This is a genomic window from Acinetobacter sp. UNC436CL71CviS28 (assembly GCF_000620525.1).
Lineage (GTDB): Bacteria > Pseudomonadota > Gammaproteobacteria > Pseudomonadales > Moraxellaceae > Acinetobacter > Acinetobacter radioresistens.
Map to the genome: position 1 here is coordinate 1 of NZ_JIBB01000023.1, position 22438 is coordinate 22438.

At 38.5% G+C, this 22438-nt stretch carries 19 protein-coding genes; 14 read left to right on the forward strand and 5 right to left on the reverse strand.

Annotation, left to right across the window (positions count from 1 at the left end):
- Both N518_RS16200 and N518_RS0109680 read left to right on the forward strand, forming a co-directional pair.
- A partial coding sequence (locus tag N518_RS16200; RefSeq protein WP_034593883.1) for an integrase core domain-containing protein occupies positions 1-310 on the forward strand: 310 nt, incomplete at its 5' end.
- A 270-nt stretch (positions 311-580) separates the two neighbouring features.
- Positions 581-2152, forward strand: a complete 1572-nt coding sequence (locus tag N518_RS0109680) for a sensor domain-containing diguanylate cyclase (RefSeq protein ID WP_017401124.1) — start codon at positions 581-583, stop codon at positions 2150-2152.
- Positions 2153-2403: 251 nt separating this feature from the next.
- On the opposite strand, the gene N518_RS0109685 is transcribed toward N518_RS0109680, so the two are convergent.
- Positions 2404-2826 carry a DUF6438 domain-containing protein gene (locus N518_RS0109685; protein WP_010700138.1) on the reverse strand — a complete coding sequence of 141 codons (423 nt, stop codon included), beginning with the start codon at positions 2824-2826 and terminating at the stop codon, positions 2404-2406.
- A gap of 453 nt (positions 2827-3279) precedes the next feature.
- On the opposite strand from N518_RS0109685, the gene N518_RS0109690 reads away from it, so the two are divergent.
- The 7 genes from N518_RS0109690 to N518_RS0109720 all read left to right on the forward strand — a co-directional run bounded on the left by N518_RS0109690 (position 3280) and on the right by N518_RS0109720 (position 10130).
- The gene (locus N518_RS0109690; protein WP_227548696.1) at positions 3280-3531 is read left to right on the forward strand and encodes an NADPH-dependent 7-cyano-7-deazaguanine reductase; all 252 of its coding nucleotides are present in this window, start codon (positions 3280-3282) and stop codon (positions 3529-3531) included.
- Positions 3532-3549: 18 nt separating this feature from the next.
- Positions 3550-4485, forward strand: a complete 936-nt coding sequence (locus tag N518_RS0109695; protein ID WP_026444186.1) for a sensor domain-containing diguanylate cyclase — start codon at positions 3550-3552, stop codon at positions 4483-4485.
- 301 nt (positions 4486-4786) lie between these two features.
- Positions 4787-6643 carry an ABC transporter ATP-binding protein gene (locus tag N518_RS0109700; protein ID WP_005014384.1) on the forward strand — a complete coding sequence of 619 codons (1857 nt, stop codon included), beginning with the start codon at positions 4787-4789 and terminating at the stop codon, positions 6641-6643.
- The gene (locus N518_RS0109705) at positions 6643-7092 is read left to right on the forward strand and encodes a MaoC family dehydratase (protein ID WP_026444187.1); all 450 of its coding nucleotides are present in this window, start codon (positions 6643-6645) and stop codon (positions 7090-7092) included. Before N518_RS0109700 ends, N518_RS0109705 begins: the two co-directional genes overlap by 1 nt.
- Positions 7093-7188: 96 nt before the next feature.
- Positions 7189-8217 carry an AraC family transcriptional regulator gene (locus N518_RS0109710; RefSeq protein ID WP_005014389.1) on the forward strand — a complete coding sequence of 343 codons (1029 nt, stop codon included), beginning with the start codon at positions 7189-7191 and terminating at the stop codon, positions 8215-8217.
- 70 nt (positions 8218-8287) lie between these two features.
- Positions 8288-8662 (forward strand): glycine cleavage system protein GcvH, encoded by a 375-nt coding sequence (gene gcvH / locus N518_RS0109715; RefSeq protein WP_005014391.1) that lies wholly within the window; start codon positions 8288-8290, stop codon positions 8660-8662.
- Positions 8663-8945: 283 nt separating this feature from the next.
- Entirely contained in the window at positions 8946-10130 is a 1185-nt protein-coding gene (locus tag N518_RS0109720; protein ID WP_005025815.1) for an MFS transporter, read from the forward strand.
- Positions 10131-10187: 57 nt separating this feature from the next.
- Here the strand turns inward: N518_RS0109720 and N518_RS0109725 are convergent, their stop codons facing one another.
- Positions 10188-11234, reverse strand: coding sequence for a 3-deoxy-7-phosphoheptulonate synthase (locus N518_RS0109725; RefSeq protein WP_005025814.1), 1047 nt, complete (start codon positions 11232-11234; stop codon positions 10188-10190).
- Positions 11235-12055: 821 nt separating this feature from the next.
- On the opposite strand from N518_RS0109725, the gene hppD reads away from it, so the two are divergent.
- Entirely contained in the window at positions 12056-13114 is a 1059-nt protein-coding gene (hppD, locus tag N518_RS0109730) for a 4-hydroxyphenylpyruvate dioxygenase (RefSeq protein WP_005014397.1), read from the forward strand.
- Between the two features lie 110 nt (positions 13115-13224).
- Here hppD and N518_RS0109735 read toward each other — a convergent pair whose 3' ends face one another.
- A complete protein-coding gene (locus N518_RS0109735; RefSeq protein WP_005014399.1) occupies positions 13225-14004 on the reverse strand; it encodes an IclR family transcriptional regulator in 780 nt (259 codons plus the stop codon).
- A 471-nt stretch (positions 14005-14475) separates the two neighbouring features.
- On the opposite strand from N518_RS0109735, the gene N518_RS0109740 reads away from it, so the two are divergent.
- Positions 14476-15861 carry an amino acid permease gene (locus N518_RS0109740; RefSeq protein ID WP_026444188.1) on the forward strand — a complete coding sequence of 462 codons (1386 nt, stop codon included), beginning with the start codon at positions 14476-14478 and terminating at the stop codon, positions 15859-15861.
- A gap of 93 nt (positions 15862-15954) precedes the next feature.
- Positions 15955-17169 carry an aromatic amino acid transaminase gene (locus N518_RS0109745; protein WP_005405003.1) on the forward strand — a complete coding sequence of 405 codons (1215 nt, stop codon included), beginning with the start codon at positions 15955-15957 and terminating at the stop codon, positions 17167-17169.
- A gap of 75 nt (positions 17170-17244) precedes the next feature.
- Here the strand turns inward: N518_RS0109745 and N518_RS0109750 are convergent, their stop codons facing one another.
- Positions 17245-18354 (reverse strand): S-(hydroxymethyl)glutathione dehydrogenase/class III alcohol dehydrogenase, encoded by a 1110-nt coding sequence (locus N518_RS0109750; RefSeq protein ID WP_005014406.1) that lies wholly within the window; start codon positions 18352-18354, stop codon positions 17245-17247.
- Positions 18355-18493: 139 nt separating this feature from the next.
- Between N518_RS0109750 and N518_RS0109755 the strand changes: the two genes are divergently transcribed.
- Positions 18494-20047, forward strand: a complete 1554-nt coding sequence (locus N518_RS0109755; protein ID WP_005405002.1) for a phospholipase D family protein — start codon at positions 18494-18496, stop codon at positions 20045-20047.
- Positions 20048-20144: 97 nt separating this feature from the next.
- Complete coding sequence (locus N518_RS0109760; RefSeq protein WP_026444189.1) at positions 20145-20585, forward strand: hypothetical protein; 441 nt, start codon at positions 20145-20147, stop codon at positions 20583-20585.
- Positions 20586-20659: 74 nt separating this feature from the next.
- On the opposite strand, the gene aspA is transcribed toward N518_RS0109760, so the two are convergent.
- Positions 20660-22114: an aspartate ammonia-lyase gene (gene aspA, locus N518_RS0109765; RefSeq protein WP_026444190.1), complete on the reverse strand. Its 1455-nt coding sequence runs from the start codon at positions 22112-22114 to the stop codon at positions 20660-20662.
- Positions 22115-22438: the final 324 nt, after the last annotated feature.

The following is a 22438-nucleotide window of genomic DNA, read 5'->3' on the forward strand; positions in this document are numbered from 1 at the left end:
ACAACATGACTATGAGTTGTATCTAGCGCTCAATGACATTGATCACACGAAGACAAAAGCAGCTTCACCACAAACGAATGGGATCTGTGAACGCTTCCATAAAACAATACTGCAGGAGTTTTATCAAATTACATTTAGGAAAAAGCTTTATAGCACGCTAGAAGAGTTGCAGACGGATCTAGACGACTGGCTGAAATTCTATAATACTGAACGGACTCATCAAGGAAAAATCTGCTGTGGTCGTACACCATTTGAAACTTTACTTGATGGAAAACAAATTTGGGCTGAGAAAAATTTAGCTCAAATTTAACCTGACAGGCACAATAAAAAATGGGTAACTGTCAGATCAGGTTTGAGCTAGTACAATTTATAGCCAGATTTAATTTAATAACTTAACTATACTACAGTATAACTAAATAAATTACGCTCTTATATATGTGTTGGCAATATAATAAAATTTATGAGAACTGTTTTGATCCTGCCTGCCTATGGTCTAACTTATAGAAACAAAGAATAAATATTTAGTAATATTAAATACAGTAGTATGAGAGATGTACTCTACCTTAATGTCAGCTCATCTATGCTCACTTATAATTTAAAAAATTACTTTAAGCTTAATTTAAGGAAATTAATTTTAATTTTAACTATTTTAGCGGTTTCCGCCTTATTTGTTATTTCTCTCCTTATAAGCTATAGCATTCTCAAGCAGGAATTAATAGAAAACTCACTTTCAATTAATTATGAATATGCTTCTAAAATTGCTTTAAACACAGATGGTCAATTTCAGACAGCTTTGGATGAGCTCAAATATAGTGCTGAAGTTATAGGAAAGTCTTTTAACAACGAAACTGTAAGAGCATCAGAAGTTGATCGTCTTAGGAGACAATCACATCACTTCAATACTGTAGTTATATGTAACTCTAAAGGAATTATTGTTGAATATACTCCTGATTATCTAAACCTAAGCAAACAGCAGGTTCAAATGTCACTAGGAACACAAGAATCTCTGAAAAATAAGCAATCCTATGTTTCTCCTCCATATTATTCAGTTAAAAATAATTTAATTGTTTTTATCTCCCAGCCTATCTTTGACCATAACCATGTCTACAAAGGCTATGTAGGCGCAGCAATTTATCTGAAAGAAAAAAATATCATCAATGAGCTACTGACCATTCAATACAGTTATAGAAATAGTTATATGTATGTATTAGACCAGAATAATAAAATTATATTTCACCCTGATATGAAAAGAATAGGTCAAACTATAACCGGGAATACAGGGTTGAGTTATATGAATAAAAAGAAGAACGGTAAAATTCAATTAGTAAACAGTATGGGAGTAAAGAATCTGGTCGGTTTCGCGCATATTCCCACCACTAATTGGATTGTAGTCTCACAACAGCCTACAGATGAATTACTTGAACGCGCGAAATCAATTATTTCTAGAGTGTCTGCAGGAATTTTTCTTTTTTATCTCCTAATTTTTTATCTAGTATGGAAGGCCTCTACCTTTATAGCCTCTCCTCTTCATGACCTCGCCAAAATTGCCAGCTCTTTAAACCAGCCAGAAACTGAAGTGAAAATTAAGGCGATCAAACCATGGTACTACGAAGTGCAAAAATTCAAATTTTCCCTACTTTCCAGTGTAGAGAAGTTTAGTCATAAAATTGATGAAATGAATTTTCATATTAACTCTGACCCACTTACTGGCCTTTTTAATCGCAGAGGACTAGAAATCTTTATTGAGGAAATGACTCGTACCCAGACTCACTTTGCAGTTTTACTGATAGATATTGATTATTTTAAAAAGATTAATGATTCTTATGGTCATGCTCAAGGTGACAGAATTTTAAAGCAAGTGGCTCAACATATTTTAAATAACTTTAGGAAAAATGATTTATGCTGTCGTTATGGTGGTGAAGAATTTGTTGTGCTTATGCCTCAAGCTGATATAGAAAACGCATATAAAAGTGCTGAACGTTTAAGAAAGAAAATGGAAAATACCTTAACCGATGGTATCGGCCCGATAACAATTTCTATCGGTATCGCATTCTGGCCAGAAACTTCGAGAGAAGTAGCAAAAGTTTTTGAAATAGCTGATGCAAAACTTTATCAGGCTAAAATTGCAGGCCGCAATCAGGTTCATTATTAGAAATAGTACTTAGGCTATTTTTTATAAAAGGCTTTTTTAAGTCCAAGGTCTCATAATCAAATAAGATTTTTCTATGTACAGTTTTACTGCCCTATAAAACTTGAAAATAAAAAAGTATTTTTATTTTATAGACCTTGTTAATATTAAAATTTATAAAATACTAATCTTAAAAATATATATTTATTAATCTTTTATATAAATAGAACCTACATAAAAGATTAATTTTTTATAAATTTAGATTGTTTTTGTTTTTAGCGTATTAAATCATTAATTCCAAGCATTTCAGGTAATTGTTCGATAAATTGATTAAAACTTTTATCAGATGAATTCATACACCCCATATAATGGTCTAACTTTGTTTCTACTCCACTTTTATCCGTCCATACAAAACTAACCGTTTGATGATCAGTAGCTTTATTTACACAATTATAATTATTTTCTACTTTTCCTGGTGCGGGCTTATATCTGCTTAATTGACTAGAAAGCTTTTTATAGATTCCAGGGGAAACAATGATATCTTGCTCTCCGACGACTTTTGTAAACCGCTCTCCGTTAAAATGTACAGCTCCACTAGGCTGAATTGTTACAGAATATACCGGACAAGCACCAAAACAACGTGACGTAGAATAACTAATTGTTTCTTCTACAATCCTATTCTGATCTGGATAAGACACAGAAGCGCACCCTGTTAAGCAGAAAAATACAGTAGACAAAAGAAAGAATTTATTCATCATTTTATTTTTTAAAATAAAAAAATATTATTATATACAATATTCATATTTTATTCTGTATTTTTTTTATTATCTAATATAGAAAAGGAATAAATATTTTTAGATTAATAGTTTTTATTTAAAGTTTAATAATGCTTCATTATATATTTTTTTGAAATCTGTTTACCAAAAAAGTAGTCTTCATAGACAAATATTTAATTTTATGCTTTTTAGTATTTAGAATTTTTGTATATCTTTTATTAATTTTTATATTATTGAGAAGATAAAAGCATGAGATATATAAATGTTATTATAGCATTACTTTTATTAAGTTATATATGGAGTAGATCCTATGCTGTTCAAATCTCTCCAAATCAAATAGTAGCTACCCAGATGACATCTAAACAGGTTATAAATATGAATGAAGAGGAACAGGTACTCAAATTCATAGATCCTGATAATATAGTAGTCACTCTCAAAACCACAAATAATTTCGAAAATGCGGAACTTACTGATCAGAGAGGCATTGTTTATTATCTTAAGCGGGTTAAAACAAAAAATGGTATACGACTGGAAAATGGAAACACATCGATTCATTTTAACAGTGGCAGTGGAATCTTGAAAATTGGTCAAGGTCGCCCTATTAAGGTTATAGAAGTTAAATCTTGAGATATAAAGGCTGGTTATATGGGTATTTCATATTCGAAAAACTTTGAGGAAGCAGGCCAGGCTGTTTTACGTTATCTTCATGACCGCTTCGGTTTTAATCTATGGATGATTACACGGGTTGAAGGCGATGACTGGATCGTGCTGCAGAGTGAAGATCATGGCTATAATGTTCAACCTGGACAAGTTTTTCGCTGGGCAGATTCTTTCTGTTCACATATGGTCACAGGTAATGCACCAAGAATTGCACCACGTTCTGATGATATACCCTTATATCTAAACGCTCCTATCAGGAAACAGGTAGAGATTCAGGCTTATATTGGACAGCCCTTAGTAAGTGAAGATGGTCATTTATTTGGTACACTCTGTGCGATTGACCCTCACCCGCAAGCGCCTGAACTGGTTCAAGAAGCAAAACTGATCGAAGTCTTTGGAGAGCTTTTAAGCCGGATTCTACAGGCTGAACTGCGTGAAATTGAACAGGTCAGACAACGTGAGCGTCTTGAAGTAGAAGCAATGATTGATGGTTTGACTGGTTTATATAACCGGCGGGCTTGGGATAAATTAATAAATGCAGAAGAAGAACGTTGCAAGCAATTAGGTCACCCTGCTGCTGTGGTTATGATAGACCTCAACAATCTTAAAACTGTTAATGATCATCTGGGTCATGAGGCTGGTGATGAGTTAATTCGCAAGACAGCTGTCGTATTGCGTGATAATGTACGTAATAATGATATTCTAGCCCGCTTAGGAGGTGACGAGTTCACCATACTAAGTATTGAAAATGATCATTCAGGTGCTGAATCGTTGGTTAATCGCATTACACAGGCCTTTGAAAAGGCAAAGATTAGTGCTTCAATCGGGCTGGCTATGCGTCATCCGACTTTTGGTCTATCAGCTGCTATCAGAGAAGCAGATCAACAGATGTATACACATAAGCGGCTCAGCAAGTCCTGATTTTATTAATCCGGTAAAGTTACAAGCAGATTTTTTATCCTTCAAAATCGCACCAGCTTTTCAAGTCTACCGCTAGCTAATAATTTTTTCATATCTGTTTTTCCTGTTGAATTCACAATTTACGCCATTATCTTTTCTCTTATATGGCGTAAAATTAAGTGTAGTACGGCTAAAAAACTCATATTTTGAATATTATTATATGGCGGAATATGGCTAAATTAATGATTGATCAATCTCTATCTCTCCTATAAATTGAATTAAACTTATATTAGTTAATATATTGTATTCAGAGGAAAAAATAATGTTGAAGTGGTTCGAAAAGCGTGTCGATGCCTATCCCACTGAAGGTCTTTACGAATCATTACCAAGAAGGTTTTTTCCATTTATCTGGCAAGCCACTAAAGGCTTGCGTCCTTATATTTTTTTATTAGTCCTTGTAACTGCGGGCGCCGCAAGCTTTGAGGCTTTACTCTATTCGAAAATAGGACAACTGGTTGACTGGCTAGGTACAAGCCAACCTGATACTTTTTATGTAAATCATGAAACCAATCTGCTGATTCTGGCCAGCTTTCTGTTTGCCAACATCCTCTTTGCCAGTATGCAGTCTATTGTTAAGCATCAGATTTTATATAGCAATTTTCCAATGCGTCTGCGCTGGCGTTTTCACAATTTTCTTTTACAGCAAAGTCTCGATTTTTTTCATAATGATTTTGCCGGGCGCTTATCTGCCAAGGTCATGCAAACAGCGTTAGCAGTACGAGAATTCTGGGTTATTTTAGGCGACATGATGGCCTACGTAGTGGTCTATTTCACTACGATCAGTATTGTGTTTATAGGTATTTCACCTGTTCTAATGATACCCCTACTCGTCTGGTTAGTTCTGTTCATGATCGCAGCTTACTACTTTATTCCACGCCTGGGTAAAGTGTCAAAACAGCAAGCTGATGCCCGTGCTGTCATGACTGGACGTGTTACAGATGCCTATACCAATATTCAGACTGTCAAGCTATTTGCACACGCCGGCCGTGAAAGTCGTTATGCCAAAGAGTCCATGATGGAATTTATGGTGACAGTATATCGGCAAATGCGTCTTGGAGCTAAATTTGAAATCAGTGTAAATATGCTGAGTGCTGTACTTTTTCTAGGTGTATTGGGAACAGCCATTCATCTATGGGTAGAAGGTAAAGCCGGTCTTGGAGTGGTTGCCGCAACCACAGCCATGATTATGAAGCTTAACAGTATGGCATTCTTTATCATGTGGCAAATTTCTGCCCTTTTTGAGAATATCGGAACAATTCAGGATGGAATGGGAACTTTAAGCAGACCGGTAGAAATACAGGATAAAAAAGATGCCAAGCCATTAAAAGTAACTGCGGGTGAAATTCGTTTTGATAATGTATCTTTCGCTTATAATGAAAAAAATGTAATTGATCAGTTGAATCTTACCATTCGGCCAGGTGAAAAAATCGGGATTGTTGGCCGTTCTGGCGCAGGTAAGTCAACCCTTATTCAATTGTTGCTGCGGTTTTATACCATTCAAAATGGCCGTATTTTAATAGATGGCCAAGATATCCAGAATGTAACTCAGGACAGCCTGCGCGCTAATATTGCTTTGGTTACTCAGGATACTTCTCTGCTACACCGTAGCGTATCAGAAAATATTAAATATGGCCGGCCAGATGCAACTGATGAGGAAATGTATGAAGCTGTACGTAAAGCTCAGGCAGAAACCTTTATTCCTCAGTTAACTGATCTGGGGGGGCGTCGGGGCTATGATGCGCAGGTGGGTGAACGTGGTGTCAAGCTCTCAGGTGGACAGCGTCAACGTATTGCAATTGCCCGCGTATTCTTAAAAGATGCACCTATTCTGATTTTAGATGAAGCTACCAGTGCACTGGATTCTGAAGTCGAAGCTGCCATTCAGTCAAGTCTAGACGCTCTTATGACTGGAAAAACAGTCATTGCAATTGCTCACAGGCTTTCGACCATCGCCCAGATGGACCGTTTAATTGTACTGGATCAGGGCCGGATCGCTGAACAGGGTACTCATGAGCAACTGATTCAGCAAAATGGTATTTATGCTCAACTATGGCAACGTCAAACTGGTGGCTTTTTAGTTGAACAGCAAATACCAAAGAAAGTTGAGGACACAGAATAATGCTTTATCTGGAAGATTTGCACATTGGTGATCGTTTTGTCAGCCGTGAATATGAAATGACTGCTGAAGAAATCAAAAAATTTGCCACTCAATATGATCCACAGGTTTTTCATCTGGATGAAGAGCAAGCAAGCCGGCATCCTGTTTTTCAAGGTCTGGCCGCAAGTGGCTGGCACACCTCTGCAATTACCATGCATTTATGGACAGAGTGCTTTCCGGTAGCAGGCGGTTTAATTGGTACCGAAACCAGTTTACGTTGGCCCAAGCCTACCAGACCGGGAGATCTCATTCATGTTGAAGTCGAAATTACAGCAATCATTCCATCCAGAACTAAAAATGATCGGGGTATTGTTACTTATGTCACTCAGGCTTATAACCAATTTCAGGATCTCCTATTAATCTCTACTACAAAAATAGTAGTATTTAAAAAAGCAGCAATTGAAAATTAAGCAACTGATTTGTCCAACAATTCTTCTAGTTTAAAGTTTAATTTCATGCCAAGATGTAAACAGCACGTTGGAAAGCATGAGAGCAATGGATAGCGCATGGAGATAATTTCATCCCGGCAAGATGTGGGTATTCCAGGGGTATATGGCCTGTTATTGCTAGATGTGGTGTCACGCTGGGGCTATAGCGCAGAGACTTTATTTGCCCCCTTTCATTTTAGTAGTGAACAGCTCGCACACCCGGATTACCGTATTCCAACTCCTCTTGCCAACGAACTGATAAAACATGCCTTAAAAATTACAGGCGAGCAATCTTTAGGCTACCATCTTGGTACCCAAATGCGAATTTCAATTCATGGCTTTATTGGCTATGCAATCATGACAGCCAGCAATATATCTGAAGCCCTGGTTCTTGCTGCACGTTTTATTCAACTTCGTATGCCCTTTCTACAGCTTTATTTTTCTACTTTTGGTGATAAGGCAACCCTGCAATTACAGTGTGACATACAACTTGAACCTTTAAGGACCGAAATTATTCTTGCCCTGACTATTGGTATTATCAGTATGGCCAAGGCTATTACTGGCATTAATAACCTTGAAGGAGAAATTGATTTTGATTTTGCCAAACCTGAAGGATTTGACCGCTATTTAGCCAAAATGCCTTCACATCATTTCCGTTTTAATCAGCCACACATACTTTCCAGCTTTGATAAAAAGTTTCTGGGTTTACAGATGGTTAATGCTGACCCGATTGCCAGTCAAATCGCAATTAACCAGTGTGAAGCTGAACTTTCTGCTTTGGGTGAACGCCGACGTCTGGCCATGCGGGTGCGTGATATCCTCACTCATTCAGAACAGCACTATCTTAGTATAGAAAGCGTGGCCGATCGGTTGCATATGTCAGACCGTACCTTAAAACGCCAGCTGGCTGCTGAGGGCACCTCTTTTTCTAGTCTGGTTGATGAAGTGCGCTACCGGCATGCTACATCACTTCTCTCACGGACTGACTATACCCTTGAACAGATTGCCGACGAGCTGGGCTATTCTGACGTTGCCAATTTTAGCCGTGCCTTTAAGCGCTGGAGCGGCCGCAGTCCTAGTAATTGGCGTAAAGATCCGTATTTATAGACTTTAGTTTTTAAACAAAAACCTGTATAACACAAAGCAAAAATGCTTTAAAACTTTTTGAGGAATCGGCATGAATCATCCTTCGGAACTGAAGTATGCAAGTACACATGAATGGGTAAAAATTGTAGGTGATCTTGTGGTTACTGGTATTTCCGACCACGCTCAAGATGCTTTAGGTGACCTGGTCTATGTAGAAATGCCAGAGGTTGGCAGTCAGATTACAGCAGGTGCACAGGCTGGTGTGGTCGAATCCGTAAAAACTGCTTCTGATATTCATGCACCAGTTTCAGGCACAGTTGTAGAAATCAATTCTGCACTTGAAGATGATCCAGACTTTATCAATGAAGATCCGTATGGTAAGGGATGGATCTATAAAATTCGTCCAGATAATATGCAAGATGTAGACACATTACTTTCTAATACAGCTTATGAAGCTGGACTTTAAAAATTAATTTCATCAGCTTCTTTTACATAACTTGAGATTCACTCATACACTGTAGAAGAAGCTGTTTTTGTATTTATATATCATATGTAGCTTAATCGCTATTTCTCATAATCTTGCTTTAGTTCATCGTCTCTATACAATTTACATACTTTCACTTATAATTTACAGGTTATATGACTTTATGACGTATTTACTTTTTATTTATCTCCCTCTTTTCCTATTATAAAAAATATCAATTTCTCTACGTCTCAAGTCATGCTCTCCCGGTTATTATAGGTTTATCATGGCATCCATAGACTCCTCTCAGTTATGGAATAAGTTCTTTATTTTTTGCTTATTCAATAACATGTTTTTGTTCATATTTTATTTCGCACAAACTGCAGTACTACCCGTTTATATTATAAGTGACCTGAATGGTACTGTAGCTCAGGCTGGTTTAGCCATGACTCTATTTATGGTCTCTTCTATTGTAGTGCGACCATTTAGTGGCTTAATCATTGAAAAATTTGGCAAGAAAAAGACCTTTTTAGTTTCTGAGCTGATTTTTTGTCTTTTTTCATTCGCTTATCTTCTGGCAGACAATCTTAGTGTTCTGCTGGTTATCCGTTTTCTGCATGGTATCTGGTTTAGTATTCTTACTACGGTTTGTGTACCGATTGCCAATGACTTCATTCCAGAAAAACGTAAAGGCGAAGGCATGGGCTATTTTATTATGTCAATAAACTTGGGGCTGGTGCTGGGTCCACTTTTAGGGCTTAGCTTGATTCAACCATTAGGCTACACTACCGTCGCGCTGATTTTAGCAACCATTATTTGTCTAGGCTTTGCTTTCTGCCTGCTTATCCCCATTCGCGAAATTAAAAAATCACCTGAAGTTACTGAGAAAAAGAAAATCAGCTTACAGGATTTTGTTGAAAAACGTGCTTTACCCGCTTCCCTGATGGTTATGCTCCTGGCATTTGGTTACTCTAGTATTATGTCTTATATTTCAACTTTTGCTGAAACTAAAGGCTTACTCAGCTCTGCTGGATTGTTTTTTGTAGTATTTGCTGTGGCTATGATGAGTATTCGTCCATTTACTGGCCGACTGTATGATATTAAAGGCCCAAATATCATTATTTATCCATCTATCATTCTTTTTATTATCGGTTTGATACTTCTTAGCCAGATTGAAACTTTAACCGGTCTAATGATCAGTGCAATATTTATCGGTATGGGTTTCGGCTCACTTCAGCCCTGTTTACAAACTTTGGCAATCCAGCGTTCGCCTAGATATCGTATTGGCCATACGACTTCAACCTTCTTTACTTTATATGATACAGGGATAGCATTAGGGGCTGTATTACTAGGCTATGTAGTTGCATTGTACGGCTATACGGTGATGTACCTGCTTTGTGCTTTTATTATCGCTTTAAGCTTGATATTTTATAAGATTGTTGTAGACAGACAGAACCCCCTACAACCCTAAATTTACAGATATAGCCCGTATTCTTTAAGTATACGGGCCCCTGCTCTTATTTATATTTTATACTACACATTCATAGCGCATCTGCTCTGCAACAGAAAGCAACAAGGCAGATGTCTTATCCCATCCCAAGCAACCGTCTGTGACTGACTGACCATATATCATATTACAGGAGATTGCTTGGTTTCCATCTACAAGATGGCTTTCCAGCATTACTCCCCGTACATCAGTTTCACTACGCTCAGCAATAATTTGCTGGAGTACTGAGGTCTGTAATAAAGGATTTTTAGAACTGTTGCCATGACTGCAATCAATAACTAAAGGTGGAAGCACAGCTTTGTGACAGGCACGTATCCGTTCAATTGATGCAAGGTCATAATTAGGGCCTGAATTTGCACCACGTAATATCAAATGTGGTAACTTGTTACCCAGACTGTTTAACATACAAGGTAAGCCATTTTGGCTCATACCCATGAACTGATGGGAGTTTCTGGCTGACTGTATGGCATCTAGTGCGATTTGAATTGAACCATCGGTACCATTTTTAAAACCAATGCTGTACGGCATATGGCTGGATATTTCTCGATGAATTTGTGATTCGCTGGTTCGTGCGCCAATGGCTCCCCAAGCCAATAGGTCATCAAAATATGCCGTAGCCATCGGATTTAAAATTTCGCTCGCAATAGGTAAACCCATACTGATGAGTTGCAGATATAAAGCTCTGGATTGCTCTAAGCCTGACTGCAAGTCTGAAGAACCATTTAAATGTGGATCATATAAAAACCCTTTCCAGCCGACCGTAGTACGAGGTTTCTCAATATAAGCGCGCATGACCAGAAAAATCTGGTCTGAAATTTTAGTTTGGAGCTGTTTTAATTTTTGGGCATATTCGAGTGCAGCAACCGGATCATGAATAGAACAAGGTCCTGTAATTACCATAAGACGAGAGTCTTCGCCTGAAAGAATATTTTGTATAGTTGTACGATGCTCAGCAACTTGCCGGGCTAATGCAGGAGATAAAGAATATTGTGCTTTTAATTGATGAGGCAGGCTTAAAGTTTTTTCTGTTGTAGCCGATTGGTTTAAAGCAGTATTGAGAGCATTCATTGGTTATTCCTCTGGACTGTTTATTTCAGTCCGATGATTTATTTGAGCGTAAGAGATCTAAGCGATTGCATGTGCGGGCCAAAATAAAACCAATAAAAATTGCCAAAATAAGTAAAGTTAAATGTATACATGAGGGAAGCTCCATAATTATCAATCTATAAGACATAAAAAAACCTGATCAGGTTTGCCGATCAGGTTTTAATTTTGATGGGCAACCTTTATTTGCCCGAACGCATTCAGGCAATCATTTAAACTGCCAGAAATAATAATATGCGTTCATAAGTTCAGGTTGCTTTAACATCTTGTACCAATGTTTGAGAAAATATCTATTTTCTAAAATACGCGTACATTGTTTCTTTGACAAGAACTTAAACTAAAAAAATTATTTATTATTAAATAAACTTCTATTTATGATTAAGATTTAATGAATAAAACCTAGATAAAACAATTGATAAACTCTATAAGGAAGAATTTTTAGCCTGTTTTGCCTCAACATGAACTTATATAATTATTGCCCAAATTACAGACTACATAATTTAATTATGTATTGCATAACTTTTTGTTTTGAGTATCATTGAAACAAATGGGATGTAGTCTGTAATTTATCTAGGGCATGGAAATAAGCAATAGAATTAATTATGGGACATTCTGAAAATTTCACTAAAAATTTTAACTCTGTAACAGGCTCGGATGCTTAAGAGTAGAAAAACATATTTGAGTATTTCTATATTTCCAATCCGGATTCATGTTCAGAATTAAAAATAATTTCAGGTAGAAGGCAAAAGCTGAACAGGCTTTTGAACACAACAAGAGGAAGTTGTATGAACGTTTTAGAAAATCCTTTAGAACTCTGCGGATTTGCTTTCATTGAATTCGTATCGAAGGATGGTGAACTAGATCAGGTGTTTCAAACGATTGGTTTTACTAAAGTAGCCCGCCACAAGTCTAAGAATGTTTATTTATGGCGCCAAGGCAATATCAATATTATTTTAAACTATCAGCCAGAATCATACGCATCTTATTTCTTTAATGAGCATGGCCCTTCTGCCTGTGCTATGGGTTTTAAAACTAAAGATGCTGCAAAGGCTTATAAAAAGGCGCTTGAGCTGGGCGCTGAACCAATGCTAAACAAGGTAGGTCCAATGGAACTGAATATCCCGGCGATTAAAGGGATTGGTGGTATGCCAATTTTCCTGATTGATCGGGATATTTACCAGAGTGACTTTGAGTTCCTAGAAGGTGTAGATGCAAATCCGGTTGGAACTGGTCTAAATGAAATTGATCATTTGACCCATAATGTTTATAAAGGCCGTATGGAATACTGGGCTAATTTCTATGAAAAGATTTTCAACTTCCAGGAAATCCGCTATTTCGATATTAAAGGCGAATACACTGGCTTAACATCAAAAGCCCTGACTGCTCCAGATGGCATGATTCGTATTCCATTAAATGAAGACAGTGATAAAGGAAATGGCCAGATTGCCGAATTCCTGGCTGACTTTAATGGTGAAGGTATCCAGCATATTGCATTCATCACAGATGATCTGGTTTCGACTTGGGATAAGCTACATGACTTAGGAGCCAAGTTCATGACGGCGCCACCAGAAACCTATTATGAAATGCTGCCTGAGCGTTTACCAAATCATGGTGAACCAACAGAAGAGCTGAAAAAACGTGGCATTTTACTAGATGGTAATACTAAAGACGGCGAAAAACGTCTTCTACTTCAGATCTTTTCTGAGAATATGATCGGACCAGTCTTCTTTGAATTTATTCAGCGTAAAGATGACGACGGTTTTGGTGAAGGCAACTTCAAAGCCCTGTTTGAATCAATTGAACGCGATCAGATTAAACGTGGTGTACTCAGTGTAACTGATTAATTTATAATCCCTATGTTTAGAGAATGCAGGAGTTTTTCCCTGCATTTTTTGATATTTTTATAAAATCAAGAAGGCGCTCTAATAGCGCCTTCTTGTCTTTAACCAGTTAGTTATCTTTCACGGATGTACTGGTTAATTGATTCGGCCATCTGCTTTAAAAATATAATTTTTTCATGGTTCGCTTGAATGGGCAGCATATCTTCACTATCAATTACCACAATACAAAACTCGATAGCATTGTAAGTATTAAAAATAGGTAAACCAACTGCATTAATCCCGGTCAGAAGATCACCTTGTGCCACCGACATTTTTTGTGCCTGTATCTGATTCTTTAATATTAAGAACTCTTCCCAATTTTTAGGGGAAAGTGTTTTATTTGATGAGGTATGTTTTTTCCACTCTTCTTCCATAAGTGGCCGCACCAGATGTTCAGGCAAGTAAGACGCATAGATCCGGCCCGCAGCAGAGTTGACTAATGGCATGATTGAGCCTACACGCGTCACGATCGATACCGGATGCAACGATTCAATTGACTGGACAACCAGAGGGCCCCGCGGCGACCATTTACTAATCTGAATACTTGAACCGATTTTGCCCTGCATTTCATAAATCTGGCTTTGAACCAGTTGCAAGGTGTCCGTATGCTGGATACAACGTAAACCTAGACGCCATGCTTGTTCACCAAGGCCATACTGGCCATCTTCAAGCTGTCTGGCATAATTCATGCGTATCAGACTGGCCAGATAACGGTGGACTTTAGCAGGATGCATGCCGAGTTTGTGTGAAAGGTCTTTCAGCATGATGGGGTTATTATGTTCTACCAGTGAATTGAATACGTGTAGCCCTATTTCTAGAGACTGAACACCACCAGAGACCTTTTCTTCACTCATGTTTTAACCCTTTTCATCCTTTTTAAATATCCGTCTTCGCTCGTCTATTCCGGTTTTTCATGCTGAGACTTTAGCAAGTTTCAGCCTGCCTGATCATAGAGAGTTCATTATTTTTTAGCAATCACCAAGCCCGACAAAGCTGGAAAAAACTGAAAAATATAGTTTTCTTCTTTAAAGCTGAATGTTTTAGCTCATTACAGACTTGGCCAAAAGAAAAAATTTAGCGTTGAGTAACTTTTCTCATGCCATATAAAGATACAGGCTCAACGGCAATTAGAATAAAATTTATGAATAATTTTTATTTATTAAAACAATAACTTATTTTTATATAATGGCTAACCCAACAATATAACTAGACTTTTCAGTCAAAAATTTAAAAAATCGGCTATGTTCTCAAGGTTTAAATTATGTTATACGTAATTAAGTATAAAATTATTACGAATGCGAAAAACACAAGGAAGAAAGGATCATATGGATAATCCTCAACAAGGTGATTTAAACGCAGGTTTAAAGAATCGTCATATTCAGCTGATTGCTCTTGGAGGAGCAATCGGTACCGGTATATTTCTGGGAATTTCTCAAACAATTAAAATGGCCGGCCCCTCAGTTATTCTGGGCTATGCAATAGCAGGACTGATTGCTTTCCTGATGATGCGCCAGTTAGGTGAAATGATTGTAGAAGAACCGGTAAGCGGTTCATTTAGTCATTTTGCTTACAAGTACTGGGGAAAATTCGCAGGATTTATGTCTGGGTGGAATTACTGGGTACTGAACGTACTGGTGTGTATGGCAGAACTCAGTGCAATTGGTCTTTATATCCACTACTGGTGGCCTGAAATTCCAACCTGGATGACCGCCTTAGGCTTTTTTATTCTGATCAACGGCATTAACCTGCTTCATGTCAAATTTTTTGGTGAAATGGAATTCTGGCTCGCTATTATCAAGGTGGTGGCGATCATTTGTATGATCGGCTTCGGTAGCTATCTGCTCACTACCGGTAGCGCAGGACCACAATCGACCATCAGCAATCTTTGGGCACTAGGTGGGTTTTTTCCGAACGGCATCAGTGGTCTGGTTATGGCCATGGCTGTAATCATGTTTGCTTTTGGTGGTATTGAACTTGTCGGTATTGCTGCAGCAGAAACGCACGAACCCGGGAAAACCTTGCCTAAAGCTATTAACCAGATTGTCTACCGTATCCTAATTTTTTATATCGGTACTCTCGTAGTAATTTTATCGCTATTTCCATGGAACAAAATGGCCGAAGGCGGCAGTCCGTTTGTGCTGATTTTTGATTCTCTTAACAGTCAGGGAGTTGCGACTGTACTGAATTTTGTAGTACTGACAGCAGCAGTTTCTGTTTATAACAGTACCAGTTACTGTACCAGTCGCATGCTGCTCGGTCTGGCCAAACAGGGTAATGCACCTGAGTTTTTGAGTAAAATTAACAAAAATGGTATTCCGGTGCCGGCCGTACTGATTTCTGCTTTTGTTACCCTGCTCTGTGTGCTGCTCAATTACATGTTTCCAGAGAAAGCGTTTAGTCTGCTGATGATGCTGGTTGTTGCTGCGATCGTTATTAACTGGATGGTCATTTTTATCACTCACTTAAAATTCCGCAAACAGATGATACGTGAAAACAAAACCACGCAATTTCCAAGTTTGGCTTATCCATTCACAAACTATCTCTGTATAGTCTTTATGATTGGTATTTTAGGCATTATGATAATGACGCCAGATATGCGTATTGCAGTTATGATGATCCCAGGATGGCTGTTGTGCCTGCTGATCGCCTATCAGATTAAAAAGCGCAAGGCACTTCAACGTCATAATATGGTTCTGGAAACTGACACCTGAGCCAGTAAATCCCCTCCAGAACATGGATGATGGACTGGAGCAGTTTTTAACAGAGTACAGTTAGAAGGCTGTACGACTTAAGGAAGTAATTGAATGTTTGAGCATGTAAATCCTTATCCGGGTGATCCGATTCTGTCTCTAATGGAAGAGTTCAATACGGATGCCCGTACAGACAAGGTAAACCTGAGTATTGGACTTTATTATAATGAAGACAGTATTGTGCCACAGCTCGAAGCCATTAAAACAGCGTACAAGCATATTGCCAAGCTGAACGATACGACCAAACTGTACCTGCCAATGGAAGGCTTCAAACCTTACCGTGAAGCCATTCAAAACTTGCTGTTTACTGAAAACAGTCCGGCTCGAGCTCAGGGACGTGTTGCTACAATTCAAACATTAGGCGGATCAGGTGCTCTTAAAGTAGGTGCAGATTTCCTTAAGAAATACTTTCCTGAGTCTGAAATCTGGGTAAGTAATCCAACTTGGGATAATCATGTAGCCATCTTCAATGGTGCAGGTATCAATACACATTACTATCCATATTTTGATGCTGAAACCCGTGGTGTGGACTTTGCGGGTATGCTAGATACCTTAAAGCAACTGCCAGAACAAAGTATCGTATTATTGCATCCATGCTGTCATAACCCGACTGGCGCCGATCTTGTTCCTGCACAGTGGGATCAGGTGATTGAAGTATTAAAAACAGGAAACCTGATTCCGTTTTTGGACATCGCCTATCAGGGCTTTGGCCACGGCATGCAAGAAGATGCTTATCTGATTCGTGCACTGGATCAGGCAGGAATGAACTTTATTGTCAGCAATTCATTTTCCAAGATTTTCTCGCTATATGGTGAACGCGTTGGCGGACTTTCCTTTGTCTGTGACGACCAAGAAACAGCTCAGCGCGTTCTGGGCCAGCTCAAGGCTACTGTTCGCCGTATTTACTCTAGCCCTCCTACAACTGGTGCATTACTGGTTGAAAATGTGCTCAATGATGAAGAACTGCACTCCCTTTGGCTGACTGAAGTTGAAGGTATGCGTACCCGTATCCAGAAAATGCGTCAGATTCTAAAAGATGAATTAAGTCGTGCATTACCAGATCAAGACTTTAGCTACCTGGTAAACCAGAACGGTATGTTTAGTTATACCGGGTTGACTGCTGAACAAGTCGATCTGCTTAAGGAAAAATACGGTATTTATCTGGTTCGAAGCGGACGTATGTGTGTTGCAGGCCTGAACCAGAAAAATATTTATTATGTGGCTGAAGCAATGGCTGCTGTTTTGAAAAAGAGCTTAGTCACTGTTTAATTTCAAATAAATAAAAAACCGGGAAAGTTCCCGGTTTTTTATTTTTTAGATTATAAAGTTTAGGTTTGCCTAGAACTAAAAATGAATCACTGTACGGATAGATTTACCCTCATGCAGTAAATCAAAAGCTTCATTAATTTTACTCAAAGGTAAATTATGCGTGATGAATGGATCAATTTTAATTTCACCACGCATTGCCTGCTGTACCATACCTGGTAGCTGGGTACGGCCCTTGACGCCACCAAAAGCCGAACCACGCCATACCCGGCCTGTTACCAGCTGGAATGGACGGGTGCGTATTTCCTGACCGGCGCCGGCAACACCAATAATAACTGACTCGCCCCAGCCTTTATGGCAGCATTCCAGTGCAGCACGCATGATGTCTACGTTACCAATACATTCAAAGCTATAGTCAACCCCTCCATCAGTCATCTCAACAATGACTTCTTGGATAGGCTTGCTATAGTCTTTCGGATTGACAACATCAGTCGCGCCCATTTCCTGAGCCAATGCAAACTTGTCCGGATTAATATCAATTGCAATAATACGGCCAGCTTTGGCTTGCACTGCACCCTGAATAGCTGCCAGACCAATTGCACCTAAACCGAAAATCGCGACAGTCGCACCTTCTTCAACTTTTGCCGTATTATGCACTGCACCGATTCCTGTCGTTACACCACATCCGAGCAGGCACATTTTTTCAAGTGGGGCTTCCGGATCAATTTTAGCGAGAGAGATTTCTGCTACTACAGTGTATTCACTGAATGTAGACGTACCCATATAATGATAAATAGGCTCACCATTATAAGAAAAGCGGGTGGTACCATCCGGCATTAAGCCTTTACCTTGAGTTGCACGAACTGCCTGGCACAGGTTAGTTTTGCCTGAAGTACAGAATTTGCACTTGCCACATTCTGCAGTATAGAGCGGAATAACATGATCACCTGGCTTCACCGAAGTAACCCCTTCTCCGACCTCAACTACAATACCACCACCTTCATGCCCTAGAACCGCTGGAAAAACGCCTTCCGGATCTTCACCTGATAAAGTAAAAGCATCAGTATGGCATACACCAGTGTGTGTAATTTTAACCAGTACTTCACCAGCTTTTGGCGGAGCAACATCTATTTCAACAATTTCCAGGGGCTGACCTGGCCCAAATGCGACTGCTGCACGTGATTTCATTACATTTTCATCCTGTAATCTGTAAGGCTGACTGAAAAATTAATACCTAACAGTAACTCTAATACGCTAAAACATTCAAGTATTTACTCAGGCATGATGTTATCTTAAATGTGAAAGAGATACGTGACACATAATTAAAATGCAATTAGATAATCATCTGAAAGGTATAATTATTGGTATGACATTGACGGGTTTAACTGGCTGTGAGCTCCCTCCCAATATCTCGGAATATACGGAGCATAAACATACGCCTTCTCGCCCCTGGATTAATGATGATGCTAAAGACGAAAAAATCCGACAGGGACTCACTGCCTATTTGGCCATGGAAGATGCATTTAGTAGTATAGCATCACGTATCCACCTGATTCGTAATGCAAAAAATACTTTAGAATTACAGTATTATATCTGGAATAATGATTTTATTGGGCACCTGATGTTTGCTGAACTCCTAAGAGCAGCTGATCGTGGTGTAAAAATAAAGCTTTTAATTGATGATCAGAATGGTACACAGCTCGACCCGACCTTAAAAGTACTCAGTCTGCATCCAAATTTTGAAATTAAAATATTTAATCCTTACAAATACCGGCATTTGCGGGTATTGGACTATTTTTTTCGCATGAAATATGTCAATCAGCGTATGCATAATAAACTTATTATTGCTGATGGAGTCATGGCCGTAACAGGTGGACGGAATATTAGCCGCGAATACTTTGATGCGAGTCAGGAATTCCAGTTTACCGACATGGACATTCTGTTTTCTGGTAAAGCTGTTGAGCAGGCTAACCAAGTATTTGCAGAATTTTGGCTGCATGAATTGAGCTACTCATCACAACAGCTGCTCGGTTTCGGTACGGTTGACCAGTTAATTGCATTACGTAAAGAATATGACCTGATTGAAAATTCTCGCAACCCGACGGAAGAACGGATTTCTCAGGCTCAGGAACTGATTAACCAATATTTGCAGGAACGCCCGATCAACTGGGCCAAAGCATATTTTGTAGCAGACTCTCCCAAGAAAATTAAAGGACTAGCAACTGGCAATGAACTGATTTATAACCAGATGATTTCTATATTGGGTGAGCCTAAAAACCATCTTGAACTGGTTTCAGCTTATTTTGTACCTACAGAAATCGGCCAGAAGTACCTTTCTAATATTTCTAAAAATGGAATTAATGTCAGAATTCTAACCAATTCTCTGCCAGCCAATGATGTTGCTTTGGTCCATGCCTTTTACGGAAAGTACCGTAAAAGTCTGCTTGAACATGGTGTACAGCTTTATGAATTTAAGCCTTATCAGGAGCGAAAGCGTCGTACTTGGTATGAAGTCGCCACCGGTAACGTAATACCCTCCAAAGGCAAGAACAGTTCCAGTTTGCATGCTAAATTTTTTGATGTAGACGGCAAGGTTTTTATTGGCTCATTCAATTTTGATCCACGTTCAGTTAATCTGAATACAGAAGTAGGCTTGGTGATTGAATCTGAAGCTTTACAAAAACAGATTACATTAAATCTCGATAAGCACCTTCCCCAGATTGCTTATAAGCTCAAATTAGATCAAAAAGGTAACATTGTCTGGTTAGAACAGAAAAAGGACGGCAAAGTGATAGAACATCAGAATGAACCCGGGACTAGCCGTTTTCAGCGTTTTATGATGGATACTGTTTCGAGACTGCCTATTGAATGGATGATGTAAGTCTGATTTTCAAAATTTGCATTTATATACTGTAAAAGTTGTACCTGACGTCCTGATCTTTTAAGATGGCCACTTTTACAGTTCACATCTCCCCGTAATGCAATTTTTTAATTTAAGCCGGCAATTTAATTTAAACGATATTTTGACGCCCAAAAAAACTCTGGATGACTTAGGTGGACAGGAATGGTTCCTGAGCAAGATCCGTGTGGAATATGACTGCCTGGCTTCCGATAGTAATATTCTTGAAGGTCAGGCTCTTTTAAAATCCAGTGAAAATATTCAGATTAAGCTAGAGTGGGTAATTGTCGATACAGGTTATGAGCTGCAAATACTTTTTAAAGGTATTGAAGACTATCGCAACGAGCACGTTATAGTGACAGTTAAAGGTGCCCAGCTTGTAGAACTTTCTGGAGAACCATTAACCAGTCAGGCTTTGGCATTATGGATTGAGGGGACTTTACTGATAAAGCTCCCTCATATTCGCCGTGAAATTAAAAGCCGGTTAAATCTATGGGGCTATATAGAATATCAGGATTAACCTGATTAATATAAAAGGATAGCTGCATGGGCTATCCTTTTGGATTTTAAAAATATTACTTTAGCCTAAATTATTTAGCTTACCTGGTCTAATGTTTGTGAAGCACTTCCGGACAATACTTCACTCACCAGATTTTCAAATGAGAAAATTTCTTCCAGTTGTTTTTCGGTCAGCAGTTTTTTCTCTAAAACTACGTCCTGAATTGTACGATTCTCAGCAATACACTGCTTACCGATTTCATCACAGGCACCATGACCAAGAATCGGTTCAAGCAAGGTAATTATTCCAACACTGCGCATTACTGCTTCATAGCAGGTCTTTTCATTGGCGTGAATGCCCTGTATACATTTTTCATCGAGTGTTTTTATGCCTTGGGTGAGTAGCCCGATTGATTCATTTAAGGCTTGCGCAATGACAGGCTCCATAACATTAAGCTGTAACTGGCCTGCCTCAGCAGCAAAGGTAATGGTTAAATCATTACCTATAACCTTAAAAGCAATCTGGTTAACCACCTCAGGAATCACAGGATTTACTTTAGCCGGCATAATAGATGAACCTGCCTGCATTTCAGGTAAACTGATTTCAGCTAGCCCGGTACGTGGTCCCGAACTTAATAAACGCAGGTCATTACAAATTTTTGATAGTTTGCAGGCCAGACGTTTTAAACTGCTTGACAGAATAATAAATACACCACAGTCACTGGTTGCTTCTACATAGTCTTCTGCTCCCGAAAGCGGCAGACCAGTAATTTCCTTTAAGCATTCTACCACTTTAGCCGCATAACCCTGTGGCGTATTTACACCGGTACCAATCGCTGTTGCACCCAGGTTAATTTCCAATAATAGCTGGCGCATCTTTTGAATTAAACGTACATCTTCTTTGAGCAGAGTAGCAAAAGCACGAAATTCCTGTCCTAAGGTCATAGGTACTGCATCTTGCAGTTGGGTACGCCCCATCTTTAAGACAAAACGAAATTCAGTTGCCTTATATTCAAGTGAAGTAATTAATTTTTCGACCTGCATAAACAGTTGGTCTAAAGCATAGTAAGTCGCAACTCTTAAGGCGGTCGGATAGACATCATTCGTTGACTGTGATTTATTCACATGGTCATTGGGATGAATAATATAGTATGAGCCCTTGTCATGACCGGTCATTTCTAGCGCCAGATTGGCAATTACCTCATTGGTATTCATATTAATAGAAGTACCAGCGCCGCCTTGATAGACATCTAGCGGGAAATGTTTTTCCCAATTCTCTGGAGTATCAATTAGTTTTTGACATGCTGCCTGAATGGCCTGACTCTGCTGTTCGGTAAGTTTTCCAAAAAACTGGTTAGCTTGTGCTGAAGCTTTTTTTACCTGAGCCAAAGCGCGGATGAAATGGTGCTGTTCACCTATTTTCTGCTGAGAGATCTGAAAGTTTTCTAAGGCTCTTAAAGTATGAATGCCATAGTAACTTGAAGAAAGCACCTCTTTGGTGCCTAATAAGTCCTTTTCGGTGCGAAACCTGTTGTTTTGTCCAATATTCATTCTGTTAACTCTTAAATTGTGCACAATTATAGTGCAATAGAAGTATAATAGGACTTGTTATAATTTTCACTACTTACAATATGAAACATTTGGAAAGTTTTTACTAATTTTTATCAAGTTCTGCAACTAACGTAATTTTATGTAAATTTTGGCAGAAATTTGAATTTTCTATTTGAAGCGCTGTATAAAAGTTAAATTTTTTCACTATTTTACATTAATGCAAAATTGTAGTTATAAGTTTAAAAATTAATCTTTATAAATCACTATAATAAATTTATTGTAACTAAAGTTACACAAAGTAACATTTTGCATGTAAAATTGTAT

Coding starts and splice junctions, on each gene's coding strand:
- N518_RS0109680 (WP_017401124.1), top strand. CDS start 581: ATGCTCACTTATAATTTAAAAAATTACTTTAAGCTTAATTTAAGGAAA.
- N518_RS0109690 (WP_227548696.1), top strand. CDS start 3,280: ATGAATGAAGAGGAACAGGTACTCAAATTCATAGATCCTGATAATATA.
- N518_RS0109695 (WP_026444186.1), top strand. CDS start 3,550: ATGGGTATTTCATATTCGAAAAACTTTGAGGAAGCAGGCCAGGCTGTT.
- N518_RS0109700 (WP_005014384.1), top strand. CDS start 4,787: ATGTTGAAGTGGTTCGAAAAGCGTGTCGATGCCTATCCCACTGAAGGT.
- N518_RS0109705 (WP_026444187.1), top strand. CDS start 6,643: ATGCTTTATCTGGAAGATTTGCACATTGGTGATCGTTTTGTCAGCCGT.
- N518_RS0109710 (WP_005014389.1), top strand. CDS start 7,189: ATGGAGATAATTTCATCCCGGCAAGATGTGGGTATTCCAGGGGTATAT.
- gcvH (WP_005014391.1), top strand. CDS start 8,288: ATGAATCATCCTTCGGAACTGAAGTATGCAAGTACACATGAATGGGTA.
- N518_RS0109720 (WP_005025815.1), top strand. CDS start 8,946: ATGGCATCCATAGACTCCTCTCAGTTATGGAATAAGTTCTTTATTTTT.
- N518_RS0109725 (WP_005025814.1), bottom strand. CDS start 11,234: ATGAATGCTCTCAATACTGCTTTAAACCAATCGGCTACAACAGAAAAA.
- hppD (WP_005014397.1), top strand. CDS start 12,056: ATGAACGTTTTAGAAAATCCTTTAGAACTCTGCGGATTTGCTTTCATT.
- N518_RS0109735 (WP_005014399.1), bottom strand. CDS start 14,004: ATGAGTGAAGAAAAGGTCTCTGGTGGTGTTCAGTCTCTAGAAATAGGG.
- N518_RS0109740 (WP_026444188.1), top strand. CDS start 14,476: ATGGATAATCCTCAACAAGGTGATTTAAACGCAGGTTTAAAGAATCGT.
- N518_RS0109745 (WP_005405003.1), top strand. CDS start 15,955: ATGTTTGAGCATGTAAATCCTTATCCGGGTGATCCGATTCTGTCTCTA.
- N518_RS0109750 (WP_005014406.1), bottom strand. CDS start 18,354: ATGAAATCACGTGCAGCAGTCGCATTTGGGCCAGGTCAGCCCCTGGAA.
- N518_RS0109755 (WP_005405002.1), top strand. CDS start 18,494: ATGCAATTAGATAATCATCTGAAAGGTATAATTATTGGTATGACATTG.
- N518_RS0109760 (WP_026444189.1), top strand. CDS start 20,145: ATGCAATTTTTTAATTTAAGCCGGCAATTTAATTTAAACGATATTTTG.
- aspA (WP_026444190.1), bottom strand. CDS start 22,114: ATGAATATTGGACAAAACAACAGGTTTCGCACCGAAAAGGACTTATTA.